The 13167-nt window shown below is 75.8% G+C and carries 12 protein-coding genes; 7 read left to right on the forward strand and 5 right to left on the reverse strand.

Going from position 1 to position 13167, the window contains the following annotated elements:
- Positions 1–68 precede the first annotated feature (68 nt).
- Positions 69–569, forward strand: a complete 501-nt coding sequence (soxR, locus tag KRAD_RS01490) for a redox-sensitive transcriptional activator SoxR (RefSeq protein ID WP_011981460.1) — start codon at positions 69–71, stop codon at positions 567–569.
- Between the two features lie 146 nt (positions 570–715).
- Here soxR and KRAD_RS01495 read toward each other — a convergent pair whose 3' ends face one another.
- Positions 716–2311: a methyl-accepting chemotaxis protein gene (locus tag KRAD_RS01495; protein WP_041291836.1), complete on the reverse strand. Its 1596-nt coding sequence runs from the start codon at positions 2309–2311 to the stop codon at positions 716–718.
- A gap of 136 nt (positions 2312–2447) precedes the next feature.
- On the opposite strand from KRAD_RS01495, the gene KRAD_RS01500 reads away from it, so the two are divergent.
- From KRAD_RS01500 to KRAD_RS01515, 4 genes are all read left to right on the forward strand, one after another.
- Positions 2448–4031, forward strand: coding sequence for a methyl-accepting chemotaxis protein (locus tag KRAD_RS01500; protein ID WP_049821034.1), 1584 nt, complete (start codon positions 2448–2450; stop codon positions 4029–4031).
- Positions 4032–4135: 104 nt separating this feature from the next.
- The gene (locus KRAD_RS01505) at positions 4136–4351 is read left to right on the forward strand and encodes a DUF4229 domain-containing protein (RefSeq protein ID WP_011981463.1); all 216 of its coding nucleotides are present in this window, start codon (positions 4136–4138) and stop codon (positions 4349–4351) included.
- A gap of 11 nt (positions 4352–4362) precedes the next feature.
- On the forward strand, positions 4363–5142 hold the full coding sequence (locus KRAD_RS01510) for an alpha/beta hydrolase family protein (RefSeq protein WP_011981464.1): 780 nt from the start codon (positions 4363–4365) through the stop codon (positions 5140–5142).
- 90 nt (positions 5143–5232) lie between these two features.
- Complete coding sequence (locus KRAD_RS01515) at positions 5233–5748, forward strand: Rieske (2Fe-2S) protein (protein WP_011981465.1); 516 nt, start codon at positions 5233–5235, stop codon at positions 5746–5748.
- Positions 5749–5758: 10 nt separating this feature from the next.
- Here KRAD_RS01515 and ilvD read toward each other — a convergent pair whose 3' ends face one another.
- The gene (gene ilvD, locus KRAD_RS01520; protein WP_011981466.1) at positions 5759–7618 is read right to left on the reverse strand and encodes a dihydroxy-acid dehydratase; all 1860 of its coding nucleotides are present in this window, start codon (positions 7616–7618) and stop codon (positions 5759–5761) included.
- Positions 7619–7941: 323 nt separating this feature from the next.
- Between ilvD and KRAD_RS01525 the strand changes: the two genes are divergently transcribed.
- On the forward strand, positions 7942–8958 hold the full coding sequence (locus tag KRAD_RS01525) for a tyrosine-type recombinase/integrase (RefSeq protein ID WP_011981467.1): 1017 nt from the start codon (positions 7942–7944) through the stop codon (positions 8956–8958).
- Positions 8959–9010: 52 nt separating this feature from the next.
- Here KRAD_RS01525 and KRAD_RS01530 read toward each other — a convergent pair whose 3' ends face one another.
- The 3 genes from KRAD_RS01530 to KRAD_RS01540 are packed head-to-tail and all read right to left on the reverse strand — an operon-like array spanning position 9011 to position 11668.
- Positions 9011–10105, reverse strand: a complete 1095-nt coding sequence (locus KRAD_RS01530) for a ThiF family adenylyltransferase (protein ID WP_011981468.1) — start codon at positions 10103–10105, stop codon at positions 9011–9013.
- On the reverse strand, positions 10102–10914 hold the full coding sequence (locus tag KRAD_RS01535) for a hypothetical protein (protein WP_041291837.1): 813 nt from the start codon (positions 10912–10914) through the stop codon (positions 10102–10104). The genes KRAD_RS01530 and KRAD_RS01535 overlap by 4 nt, the downstream gene beginning before the upstream one ends.
- Positions 10915–10972: 58 nt before the next feature.
- Entirely contained in the window at positions 10973–11668 is a 696-nt protein-coding gene (locus tag KRAD_RS01540) for a 5' nucleotidase, NT5C type (RefSeq protein WP_011981470.1), read from the reverse strand.
- Positions 11669–11861: 193 nt separating this feature from the next.
- Between KRAD_RS01540 and KRAD_RS01545 the strand changes: the two genes are divergently transcribed.
- Complete coding sequence (locus tag KRAD_RS01545) at positions 11862–13139, forward strand: multidrug effflux MFS transporter (protein WP_011981471.1); 1278 nt, start codon at positions 11862–11864, stop codon at positions 13137–13139.
- The last annotated feature ends 28 nt before the right edge of the window (positions 13140–13167 follow it).

Below are 13167 nucleotides of genomic sequence, written 5' to 3' on the forward strand. Positions count from 1 at the left end.
CGCGGGTGGTGCGCGCGCCGCGAGCGCACCGTCTCAAGGGCGCTTGAGGTCGAGCGCCCCGGGCAGGCATGCTCACCCCCGTGCCGGACGACCTGCTCAGCATCGGCGCCGTCGCCGCCCGCGCCGGCCTCTCCGTACCCGCCCTGCGCTACTACGAGGAGCGCGGCCTCATCGCCTCCGTGCGGGACCCCGGCGGTCGGCGCCGGTTCCCCCGCTCGGTGCTGCGCCGGCTGGCGGTGGTCGCGGCCGGTCAGCGCATCGGCCTGTCCCTGGCCGAGGTGGCCGACGCCCTGTCGCGGTTGCCCTCCGGGCGCGCTCCCTCGGCCTCGGACTGGGCGCACGTCGGCGAGCGGTGGCAGCGGCTGCTCGACTCCCGGGTGCGCGAGCTCGAAGCCCTGCGGACGGCGCTGACCGACTGCATCGGCTGCGGCTGCCTCTCCCTGGAACGCTGCGGGCTGTTCAACCCCGGCGACGAGGCGGCGGCGGAGGGCGGGGGTTCCCGCTGGCTGCGCGGCGCCCGCCGCGCGGCCGCCGGACCGGGCGGCCCGCAGGACGAACCGACGGGGTGATCGGCGCCCCGCGCAGCCGGCCGGCTGACCGCCACCGTCCCGCGGTCGGGGCGGCACAACGGCACCGGGCCCCGGTCTGCGCAAGCAGACCGGGGCCCGGTGCCGTTCGTGCGGGGTTCAGCCGCGGGGGTTCAGCCGCAGGGGGTTCAGCCGCGGGGCAGGGTGAAGGAGCCCACCAGCTCGTTCAGCTCCACCGCCGCGCGCGAGACCTCACCGGCCGTGGTCGCGGTGTGCGTGGCCCCGGCGGTGGTCTGGTCCGAGGCCGCGGCGATGCCGGAGATGTTCGTGGCGATCTCCTGCGAGCCGGTGGAGACCTCGGTGACGTTGCGGACCATCTCGGACGTGGTCGCGGACTGCTCCTCCACCGCCGCGGCGATGGTGGACTGCAACCCGTCGATGCGGGCGATGACCTCGGTGATCTCCGCGATCGCCCCCGCCGCCGCCGCCGCATCAGCCTGCGTGGAACCGACCTTCGTGATGATCTCCTCCGTCGCCCGCGCGGTCTGCTGCGCCAGCTCCTTCACCTCACCGGCCACGACGGCGAAACCCTTGCCCATCTCCCCGGCCCGGGCGGCTTCGATGGTGGCGTTCAGGGCCAGCAGGTTGGTCTGCTCAGCGATGGAGGTGATGAGCTTGACGACCTCACCGATCTCGCGGGAGGAGGCGGAGAGGCGTTCAAGGGTGTCCCCCGCCGCTCCCGCTGCCGCCACCGCCGAAGCCGCGGTCGAGGACGCCTCGGCGGTGGAGGTGGCGATCTCCCGGATCGCCGAGGACATCTCGTCACCGGCGGCGGCGACGGTGCCGATGTTGGCGGAGATCTCCTCGGTCGCTGCGGAGACGACCTGGGCCTGGGTGGCGGCCTCCTCCGCACCGGAGGAGAGCTGGGTGGCGACGGTGGTCAGTTCCTCGCTGGAGGCGGCCAGGGTGGAGGCGTTGCCGGCGATGCGGCGCATCGTGTCGGTGAGGCGGTCCATGGTGGCGTCCAGGGCGGTGGCGAGCTGACCGACCTCGTCCTCGCCGGTGATGCCGACGCGCTGGTCGAGGCGGCCGGAGGCCAGGCCCTGCACGACGTGGAGGGTCTTGGCCAGCGGACGGGCGATGGAGCGGGCGACGAGGACAGCGGAGGTGACGGCGACAGCCAGCGCGATGGCGCCGATGACCAGCAGCATCGTGACGGCGGTGTGGTAGGCGCTGGAGCCCGCGGCGGCCATGTCCTTCGCGGCCTGGGACTCCGCCGCGGCCAGGGTGGCCAGCGTCTCGGTGATCTGCTTGGCGATGGGGGCGATGGTGCTGGTGCGGTAGGCGATGTAGCCCTCCACGTCGCCGGCCTCGGCCAGCGTCACCAGCTGCTCGCGGGCGGTGCGGTACTGGGCGAGGAGGTCCTCGAACGCGGCGCGGTCCTCCGCGCGGGAGCCGGGGCTGCTGGCCCCGTAGGCCTCCCACGCCTCGTCGAGGACGGTGTCGGTGACCCCCATGGCGTCGAGGTTGGCGGTGACGGCGTCGGGGGTGGTGGACAGGGCGGCGTTGGTGACGTCCATGCGCACCTGCAGGTAGGCGGCGCGGACGTCGCCGACGGCCTCGACCGAGGCGACCCCGGACTTCGACATCAGGTCCAGGTTGGCCTGCGAGGCACCCAGCCGGTTGATGCCGATGGCGACGATCGCGGCCAGCAGGAGGCACACGATGCCGAAGCCGGCGAAGAGCTTGGTGGCGACGTTCAGGTTCCGCAGTCGAGTGAGCACGCTCCCCCATCGGCAGCACCCGCCATCCGGTTGAAGGTCGTTCGCTGCGGCAAGCACCCATCTCGCCGGCCCCCACCGCCGGGTGGGCGAGCGCGGCCCGCCGAAGGTCGGCGCCGCCGCTGCCGATGCCTAGGGCATGGCCCTGGTGAGGTTCTTCTGCGACATGCGCGTCGTGCCCCGGATGCTCAGCGGCTTCGCCGTCGTCTGCGTGCTGCTGATCGCCGTCGGGGCCGTCGGCGCCGCGGAGCTGTGCGCCGCCGAGGCCAGGCTGCGCGACATGCACGACTCCACGGTGGCCTCGGCCAGCGCCCTGGGCGAGGTCGGCACCACCTTCGAGCACTCCACCACGGACCTGTCCGACCTCGCCCTGGCCACCGACGCCCGAGCCGGGGCGCAGGCCCTGACCGTCGACGACGCCGCCGCCGACGACGCCTGGGAGGCCTACCTCGCGACCTCCCCCGCTTCCACCGCCGCGCAGCGCACCGCGTTCGAGACCGACCTGGCCGCCTGGCGCACCGCCCGGCAGAGCCTCGTCCGGTTCGCCCTGGACGGGGACACCGCCGGCTTCGTCGCCGCCCGCTCCACCACCACCGCCCCCCTCGGCGACGAGGTCCGCGCCGACCTCGTGCACCTCGTCGACAGCGAGCACGCCGCCGCGACCGCCAGCTACACCGCCGGCGAGGACGCCTACCGGCTCGCCCTGGCCGTGATCGTCGGCATCAGCGGACTGGCCCTCCTGCTCGCCGGGACCATCGCGGTGCTGCTGGGCAAGAGCATCTCCCTCCCCCTCTCCCTCGTCGTCCCCGTCATCCAGGGGCTGGCCGAGGGCCGCCTCGACCAGCGCGTCCGGGTGCTGGGCGCCTGCGAGCTGGGCAGGATGGCGGAGGCCACCAACACCTCGATCGAGCGCCTGGCCCACCTCATGCGCAGCGTCAGCGCCAACGCCGCCACCCTCTCCTCCTCCTCGGAGGAGCTGACCACCGTCGCCACCCAGCTCTCCTCCGGCGCCCGGCAGGCCGGCGGGCGGTCCCAGCAGGTCGCCGCCGCCACCGAGGAGATCTCCACCAGCATCGGGGCCGTCGCCGCTGCGGGGGACGAGATGTCCGCCGCGATCCGCGAGATCGCCGCCTCCACCGCCGACGCCTCCCAGGTCGCCTCCGCCGCCGTCGCCTCCGCCGAGGACGCCCGCACCACCATCGAACGCCTCTCGATGTCCTCCCGCGAGATCGGCGACGTCGTCAAGCTCATCACCTCCATCGCCGAGCAGACCAACCTCCTCGCCCTGAACGCCACCATCGAAGCCGCCCGGGCCGGGGAGATGGGCAAGGGCTTCGCCGTCGTCGCCGGTGAGGTGAAGGAACTCGCCCAGCAGACCGCGCGGGCCACGGAGGAGATCGTGGGGCGGGTCAACGCCACCCAGGCCGACGCGGCGTCGGCGGCGGCGGCCATCGGGGAGATCACCGAGGTCATCGCCCGCATCGACGGGTTGCAGTCCACCATCGCCGCGGCGGTGGAGGAGCAGTCCGCGACCACGTCCGAGATGGTCCGCAACGTCACCGAGGTCTCCAACGGCTCCCAGGAGATCGCCGTCAGCGTCGCCGACATCGCCGCCGCGGCCGAGCAGACCACCTCCGGTGCCGGCCACACCGCCAGCACCGCCGACGAGGTCGCCCACGTCGCCGCCGACCTCGACCGCCTCGTGTCCTCGTTCACCGTCTGACCCCCCCGGCCCCACCGCGGGAGCACCCCGGTGGCGGCGGGCGCGGGTCCCGAGCGCGTCCACGGGTAGCCTCGGCCCTCCCCCCCTGCCGAGGAGAACCGCTCGTGAACCCCTACCTGTCCTTCGCCCTGCTGCGCGTCGGGTTCCTCGTCCTGCCCCTGGGGGTCCTGACCCTCCTCGGCGTCGAGGCGCCGCTGTCCATCGCGATCGCCGTCGTCCTCTCCGTCGTGCTCTCCGCGGTGTTCCTGCGCGACCAGCGACGGCGGATCTCCGAGCGGGTCACCGACCGCGCCGCCCGCCGGACCCCTCCGCGCCGCTAGGCTGAGGCCCCGTGGCGGAACAGGTCTCCTTCCTCGGCACCACGGGCCAGCGGCTGGCCGGGCTGCTGGACCTGCCCGAGGGACCGCCGCGCGGGTGGGGGATCTTCGCCCACGGCTTCACCCTCGGCAAGGACTCCCCCGCCGCCTCCCGCACCTGCAAGGGCCTCGCCAGCGAGGGCATCGGCATGCTGCGGTTCGACAACCTCGGCCTCGGGGACTCCGAGGGCGACTGGGGCGACGGGTCCTTCACCCACAAGGTGTCCGACACCGTCCTCGCCGCCGAGTTCATGCGCTCGCGCGGGACCCCCGCCGCCCTCCTCGTCGGGCACTCCTTCGGCGGCGCCGCCGTCATCGCGGCCGCGAACCGCATCCCCGACCTCCAGGCCGTCGTCAGCGTCGCCGCCCCCTCCGAACCCCGCCACGTCGAGCACCACTACGACGCGCTCGTGGAACGGGTCCTGGCCGAGGGCCACGCCGAGTGGATGGTGGGCGGACGCGCCCTCACCCTCAAGCGCGCCTTCGTCGAGGACGTCCGCGCCGCCGACCTCAAGGAGCAGATCCACCGCCTGTCGGTGCCGCTGCTGGTCATGCACTCCCCCACCGACGACACCGTCGGCATCGACAACGCCAGCGCCATCTTCCGGGCCGCCCGGCACCCGCGCAGCTTCGTCTCCCTGGAGGGGTCCGACCACCTGCTCACCGCCCGCGGCCAGGCCCGCCGCGCCGCGCGCATCATCAGCGCCTGGGCCGACCAGTACCTGCGCGACCCCCCGGCACCGGCCGCCCCCTGACCCCGCACCGCGCCCGGTGAACCGACCGACACCCCACCCCGTGGTGCCAGCGAGCGGGTCCGCCGGACCCGCCGAGCGACGGAGGCACCCGTGGACGACGCCCGACACCCCCAGCCCCCCGCCCGCACCGGGCTCTCCCGGCGCCGGGCGCTCACCGTCGGCGGCGCCCTCGGCCTCGGCCCGGCCCTCGCGGCCTGCGGCGACGACGCGACGACCGGGACGGAGCCCGGGACCCCCGCGAGCAGCACGTCCAGCAGCACGCCCAGCGGCTCGTCGAGCACCTCGGCCGGCCCCGCCCCCGCCGGAACCGGCGCGGCCCTCACCACCGTCTCGGCCGTCCCCGTGGGCTCGGCGCTCCTCGTGGAGGGCGGCGGCGGGGCCCCCGTCGTCGTCGCCCAGCCCACCGCGGGCCGGATCGTCGCCTTCAGCGGCCTGTGCACCCACCAGGGGTGCGCGGTCGCCGTCGCCGGGCAGGAACTGGACTGCCCCTGCCACGGGTCCCGGTTCGACGCGCTGACCGGGGCGGTCCTGCAGGGACCCGCGACCGACCCGCTGACCCCCTACGAGGTCCGGGTGGACGGCGACTCCGTCGTCGCCGCCACCTGAACCGGCCCGGTCAGCTGCGGCCGCGGCGCTCCGGCACCCGCCGGACCGCCCCGGTCGAGGCCGACGTCGCCATCGCGGCGTAGGCGCGCAGCGCACCGGTCAGCGGACGCACCCGGTCCCTCGGTTCCCAGGGGCGTTCGGAGGACTCCATCTTGGCGCGGCGCTCCGCGAGGACCTCGTCGTCCACGAGCAGCCGCAGCCCGCGCGACTCCACGTCGATCTCGATCTCGTCGCCGTCCTCGACCAGGCCGATGACGCCCCCCGCCCACGCCTCGGGCGAGACGTGACCCACGGAGATGCCGCTGGAACCGCCGGAGAACCGGCCGTCGGTCACCAGCGCGCAGACCTTGCCCAGGCCCCGGCCCTTGAGGAACGACGTGGGGTGCAGCATCTCCTGCATGCCCGGCCCGCCCGCGGGACCCTCGTAGCGGATGACGACGACGTGCCCGGGCCGCACCTTCCCCGACAGGATCGCCTCCACGGCCTCCTCCTGGGACTCCAGGACCAGGGCGGTGCCCCGGAAGTGGAACAGCGACGGGTCGATGCCGGCGGTCTTGATGATCGCCCCCTCGGTGGCGAGGTTGCCCTCCAGGACCGCGAGGCCGCCGTCGGCGGTGTAGGCGTGCGCGACGTCGCGCACGCACCCGGTGGCGGCGTCGGTGTCCAGCGACGACCAGCGGTTCTCCGTCGAGAACGCCTGCGTGGTGCGGACCCCGCCGGGGGCGGCGTGGAACAGCTCGAGGGCGACCTCGCTGGGCGACTCCGCCCGGACGTCCCACCGCTCCAGCCAGGACGCCACGTCCGGGCTGTGGACGGTGCGCACGGAGTCGTCGAGCATCCCGCCGCGCCACAGCTCCCCGAGGATGGCGGGGATGCCGCCGGCGCGGTGGACGTCCTCCATGTGGAAGTCGGAGTTCGGCGCCACCTTCGACAGGCACGGCACCCGGCGGCTGATCGCGTCGATGTCGTCGAGGCCGAAGTCCAGCTCCGCCTCCTGCGCGGCGGCGAGGATGTGCAGGACCGTGTTGGTCGACCCGCCCATCGCCACGTCGAGGGCCATGGCGTTGGAGAACGCCGCCCGGTTCGCGATGCTGCGCGGCAGCACCGACTCGTCGTCGCCGTCGTAGTACTGCTTCGCGAGCTCCACGATCAGCGTTCCCGCGCGCAGGAACAGGTCGCGGCGCGCGGCGTGCGTGGCCAGGGTGGACCCGTTGCCGGGCAACGACAGGCCCAGGGCCTCGGTCAGGCAGTTCATGGAGTTCGCGGTGAACATGCCCGAGCAGGAACCGCAGGTGGGGCACGCGGAGCGCTCGACCTGGGCCAGCCCCTCGGCGTCCACCGCCTCCGACGCCGACGCCGAGATGGCCGTGACGAGGTCGGTGGGGGCGTGCGCCACCCCGTCCACGACGACGGCCTTGCCGGCCTCCATCGGCCCGCCGGAGACGAACACGACCGGGATGTTCAGCCGCAGCGCGGCCATCAGCATGCCGGGGGTGATCTTGTCGCAGTTGGAGATGCACACCAGCGCGTCGGCCTGGTGGGCGTTGACCATGTACTCGACGGAGTCGGCGATGAGCTCGCGGCTGGGCAGCGAGTACAGCATCCCGGAGTGACCCATCGCGATGCCGTCGTCGACGGCGATGGTGTTGAACTCCTTCGAGACCCCGCCGGCCTCGGCGATGGCGCCGGCGACGAGGTCACCCATGTCCTTGAGGTGCACGTGGCCCGGCACGAACTGCGTGTACGAGTTGGCGATCGCCACGATGGGCTTGCCGAAGTCCCCGTCCGTCATGCCCGTGGCGCGCCACAGCGCGCGGGCACCGGCCATGTTCCGGCCGTGGGTGGAGGTTCGGGAACGCAAGGCGGGCACGGGGGCTCCAAGGAGGGGTCGAGCTCGGGAGGTGGGTCCCGCACGGGACACCGCGGCCGATGGGCCCGCGACGCGCCCCGCGCGAGCGGACGAGCGCCCTCCGTCCGCAGGTGCGCGGACGGCGACGACGTCGCGTGCGGCGGCCACCCCGTCCGGTGGTGCACGCCGCTCCCCCGGGGTCCGTCTCGGAGTCCACCCGGGAGGCTCCGAGGATAACCCCGGCCCCGGACCGTCCGGCCCCCCGGCGTCCGGGCCGGTCCTGCCTGTTCCGAACATGCGGCGCCTATAGCTCCGATAACTGATTTTCGTGCGACGGTGGGGGCGTGTCGGAGGAACCGCCCGAACCCGGGGAACTGCCCGAGGCCGCCGCGGCCGCCCTGCCGCCGCTGCCCCCGCCCACCGCGTTCGACGCGGAGAGCCTGGACCGGTGGTTCGCCCTCCTGGACCCCGTGCGGCGCTCGGTGCGCGCCCGCGGGACGTGGCGCGCCTACGCCGTCGACCTCGCCCACTTCGCCGACTGGTGCGCCCCGACCGGCCGGTCGCCGCTGCCGGCCACCCCGGGGACCGTCACCGACTACCTCACCGACCACGTCGAGTCCCTGTCCGTCGCGACGCTGCGGCGGCGGCTGGCCGCCATCGCCGTCGCGCACGGGGTCGCCGGGGTCCCCTCCCCCACCCACGACGAGCGCGTCCCGCTGGTCTGGCGGGGCCTGCGGCGCGTCCACGGTCCCGCGCGCCCGCCGCGCACGGTGGGCGCGGTGGAGGTCCGCGAGCTGCTGGTGCTCGTCGCCCCCCTGCGGGACACGGTCCTGGACCACCGCGACCGGGCCCTGCTCGTGATGGGCTTCGCGGGGGCGCTGCGCCGCTCCGAGCTCAGCGCCCTCGACGTGGCCGACGTCGCGGTCGCCCCGGAGCGCCTGCTGGTGACCGTCCGGGCGGCCGGTTCGCGGCCCGCACGGGTCGTCGAACTCCCTCGGGGGCGGCGGGTGGAGACCTGCCCCGTCCGTTCCTGGCGCGCCTGGGCCGGCGCGGCGCGGCTCGTGGACGGCGCCGCCTTTCGCCGCACGACCCGGGGCGGGCGGTCGCTGCGACCGGAGCGCCTCGGCGACCGCGGCGTCGCCGAGGTCGTCAAGCGGCGCGCCCTCGCGGTCGGCCTGGACCCCGGCTCGCTCTCCGGCCACAGCCTGCGGGCCGGCTTCGTCACCGCGGCGTCGCGGGCGGGGGTGCCGGCGGTGTCGATCGCGCGCCAGACCGGGCACCGCTCGGCCGCCGCGCTCGCCGCGTGCGTGCGCGAGGACCGCCCGTTCCCGACGAACCCGGCGGCCCACGTCGGGCTGTGAGGCCCGGCCCGCTCAGCGCCCCGCCACCCGGCCGGGGGTCAGCCGCAGGGGTTCAGCCGGTCGTCGTGGGACCGCCCGCCGCCACCCACGCCGCGATCCCGCCCTCGAGGTGGGCCACGTCGCCGCGCCCGGCCGCGAGCGCCGCGGCCAGCGCCTGCGCGGAGCGCGACCCGCGGGCGCAGTGCAGGACGAGCGGACCGGGGGGCAGGAGCCCGGGGTCGGCGAGGACCCGGGCCAGCGGGAGGAGCACCGACCCCGGCACCGCGGCCTCGGCGTGCTCGTGCGGTTCGCGGACGTCGACGACCACCGGCCCGCCGCCGTCGGCCGTGGCGGCGATCAGCGCCGCCGCGCCCACGGAGGGCAGCGCACCCAGCCCGGTGACCGCGGCGCGGCGCGGGTCGGGGCGCAGCGGCACCTCGCGCCAGCTCACGGCCAGGGCGTCGTGGACGAGCACCCGCCCCAGCAGCGGCCGGCCGGCCCCGGTGATCAGCTTCACGGCCTCGGTGACCATGGTGGCGGCGATCGCCGCGCAGACCCCGCCCAGCACCCCGGCCTCCCCGCAGCCGGGCACCGTCCCCGGGGGCGGCTCCGTCGGGAACAGGTCGCGGTAGGTCGGCCCCTCCGCCCCGTCGAAGACGCTGACGTGCCCGTCGAAGCGCAGGACCGCGCCCCACACCCAGGGCAGCCCGCTCAGCACGCACGCGTCGTTGACGAGGTAGCGGGTCGCGAAGGTGTCGGACCCGTCGAGGACGAGGTCGTAGCGGGAGAGGAGGTCGAGGGCGTTGCCGGCGTCCAGCCGTTCGCGGTGGCGGTGGACGGTGACGGTGGGGTTGAGCCGGGCGACGGCGTCGGCGGCGCTGTCGACCTTGGGGCGCCCCACGTCGGGCGTGCCGTGGGCGACCTGGCGCTGCAGGTTGGAGGTGTCCACGACGTCGTCGTCGACCACGCCGATCGTCCCGATCCCGGCGGCGGCCAGGTAGAGCAGCGCGGGCGATCCCAGCCCACCGGCCCCGACGACGAGCACCCGGGCGGCGAGCAGCCGGCGCTGCCCGACCTCCCCGATCTCCGGCAGCAGCAGGTGCCGGGAGTAGCGGGCGCGCTGGTCCGCGCTCAGTTCCGGGCCGGGCCCGACGAGGGGGGTCTTCACGAGGGAAGCCTCCCCCCCACCGCGGCGACGCGTCCCGGCGGGCTGTCCTGGCGCTCCAGCGCCGCGCGCAGGGCCTGCTCCCCCGGCCCGAGCAGCTGGCCCCGGGCGGGCGGGGTGGACCCGGTGAGGCGTTGCAGGGTGCGGGCGGTGGCGTCCAGGACGCCCAGGACGGCGGGGGTGTGGAGGAGGTCGAGGGCACCGGGGGGGCCGTCGAGGGCGAGGCACCCGGTGACGCGGGAGCTCTCCCCCGCGTCGTCGACGAGGGGGACGGCGACGACGACGGCGTACTTGCCGCGGACGGCGCGGAACTCCTCGGCCGAGAGGCCCTGGCGTTCCCCGGCGGCGTCGGGACCGGTGACGTCGCGGGCCACGACGGCGCCCGTGGCGACGCACTCGCCGATGACGCCCTTGCCCGGGGCCCAGCGCACGCCGGAGGCGACCGGACGGCGGCGGGACCGGACGCGGTGCACCCGGGCCAGCCGCGGGGCTCGCCCGAGGGGCCGGCGCACGCGGTAGGCGGCGACGGCGAGGTCGCGGGGGTCGACCCGCCCCCCGGTCGCGTCGACGACGGCCCACAGGGCGCCGGAGAGCAGGTCGTCGTGGAGGTCGCGGGTCGCCTCGCGCCGGGCCCCGAGCAGGCGGGCGACGGCCTGGGTGGCGGTCGAGGCGACCGCGAGGACGGCGGTGAGGACGACGAGGACGACGAGGACGACGTCGCCGGGGTCCCACAGCCCGGCGCGCTCCAGCCCCAGGGCCGCCCCGACCGCGGCGGCGAGGACGGCGAGTCCGAGGTCGATCCAGGTGCGCACGGGCGTCACCGTAGGCGCCGGCGGGGACACCGGGCCCGGGGGCGCCGCCGCCCGCGGCTCAGCGGAGGGTGACGGACGCGCGGTCGGGACCGGTCGCCGGGAGGGTGAGCGCGCGGGGCGCCCGGTCGGGGGCGCGGCGGTGGGTGCTGGCGGGGGTGCGGGCGTCGGCCAGGCGGGGCAGCAGGAGGGCGCCGCGGGCGGTGCGCTCGGCCTCCACGTCGGCGAGGACCCCGGACCACCCGGACCAGTCGAGGTGTCGCCCGGGGAGGTCCCGGTTGTAGCGGGTGCGGTAGTAGACGTGGGTCCAGCCGGGGTGGGCGAAGGTGCCGACCACCTCGGGCTTGTCGTCGATGAGGACGTCACCCGCCACGAGCGTCTTGTCGCGGGTGACGATCACGCGCTCGGTCCAGGACAGACCCAGGTGCTCCTCCACCCACTCGTACTTCTCGCGCACGCAGTGGCGGTAGGCGCGCACCGGAGCGGTGCAGATGCGCACGTCGTGACCGGCGTCGAGCATCGCCTCCATCGCCTCGCGGGCACCGGGCAGGGGCGGCAGGTCGCGGAAGAAGCCGGCCCGGGTGGAGACGGCGCGGATGCGCTCGTGCCACTGCGGCGGGTAGCTGTCCTCGATCCAGTACGAGTCGGCCTCGGCGCGGGGCGCGCGGGGGGCGTCGGGGTGGGCGGCGAGGAAGCGGCGGTCGAAGCCCGCCCCGAAGTCGGCGAGCGTCTGGTCCTGGTCGACGAGGACGAGCACGGGCTGGCCTCCTCAGGCGGCGGGCGGGATCCCCCGCCTGATCGGCAGGTCGGGGCCGCAGGTGAAGCCCGGCGGCCCCGCGGGGCGGTGGGGAATGGATCGGCCCCGCGTCCTGGTTGTCGTCCTCGCCGCGTGGACGGGAGCCACGGGCTTCCGCTGCCGGTGGCCCCACCCCCGCGACGGAAGACCCCACATGACCTCACGCACCGACCTCCCCCCCGCCGACGGCGCCGCGGACGTCGTCCCGCCGTCCCGGCCGAGCATGGGGCGCACCGCGCTCGTGCTCGGGGCCTTCGTCGCCATCGGGCCGCTCACCATCGACATGTACCTGCCGGCCCTGCCCACGATCGTCACGCAGCTGCAGACGACCGAGGCGGCGGTGCAGCTGACCCTGACCGGGACCCTGGTGGGCCTGGCGCTCGGCCAGCTCGTCATCGGTCCGCTCTCCGACGCCCTCGGGCGCCGCCGGCCGCTGCTGGCCGGGACCGCGCTGCACGTCGTGGCGTCCCTGCTCGTCCTGCTGGCGCCGAACATCGCCGTGCTGGGGGTGCTGCGGGTGCTGCAGGGCGTGGGCACGGCGGCGGGGGCCGTGATCGCCCTGGCCATCGTGCGCGACCTGTACGAGGGGCGCGCCGCGGCCACCATGCTCTCCCGGTTGTTCCTGGTGATCGGCGCGGCGCCGGTCCTGGCGCCGACGATCGGCGGGGAGCTGCTGCGGTTCACCTCCTGGCGGGGGATCTTCGTCCTGCTCGCCGTCTACGGGCTGGCGCTGCTGGCGGTCGGCGCGCGGGCGCTGCGCGAGACCCTGCCGCCGGAGGCCCGTCGTCCGCTGCGCCTCGGCGCGACCGTGCGGACCTACCGCGGCCTGCTGCGCGACCGCACCTACCTCGGCCTGGTCCTGGTGGCGGGGCTGACCATGGCGGCCCTGTTCAGCTACGTGGCCGGGGCCTCGTTCGTGTACCAGGGGCAGTTCGGCCTGGACCAGCAGCAGTTCGGCCTCCTCTTCGGCGCCGGCGCCTTCTGGCTCATCGCGGCCACCCAGCTCAACCCGCTGGTCCTGCGCTGGGCGGCGCCGTCGCAGGTGCTCCTCGCCGGCACCGTCGCCGGCCTGCTCGCCGGGGTGGTCCTGCTGGTGCTCGCGGCCACCGGCACCGGCGGCCTGGCCGGGGTCGTGGCGCCGCTGTGGGTGGTGCTGTTCGCCATCGGCCTGGCCCTGCCCAACGCCCCGGCGCTGGCCCTGTCCCGGCACGGCGAGGCCGCCGGGGCGGCGGCCGCCCTGCTGGGGGCCGTGCAGTTCGGGGTGGGGGCGCTGGTCTCCCCCCTGGTGGGCCTGCTCGGCAACGACGCGCGGGCCATGGGGCTGGTGATCTCCTGCGCCCTGCTCCTCGGCACCGGCGTGCTGGTGCTGCTCGTGCGGCCCTGGCAGCTGGTGGCCGAGACCGGGCCGGACGTCGTCATCGCCGCCCACTGAGCCGCCCGAGCCCGCGGCCGGGCGGGGT

Source organism: Kineococcus radiotolerans SRS30216 = ATCC BAA-149, from assembly GCF_000017305.1.
Classification (GTDB): Bacteria; Actinomycetota; Actinomycetes; order Actinomycetales; family Kineococcaceae; genus Kineococcus; species Kineococcus radiotolerans.

Excerpts from the sequence above, each read along its gene's own strand:
- soxR (WP_011981460.1), top strand. The coding sequence starts at position 69 with ATGCTCACCCCCGTGCCGGACGACCTGCTCAGCATCGGCGCCGTCGCC.
- KRAD_RS01500 (WP_049821034.1), top strand. The coding sequence starts at position 2,448 with ATGGCCCTGGTGAGGTTCTTCTGCGACATGCGCGTCGTGCCCCGGATG.
- KRAD_RS01545 (WP_011981471.1), top strand. The coding sequence starts at position 11,862 with ATGACCTCACGCACCGACCTCCCCCCCGCCGACGGCGCCGCGGACGTC.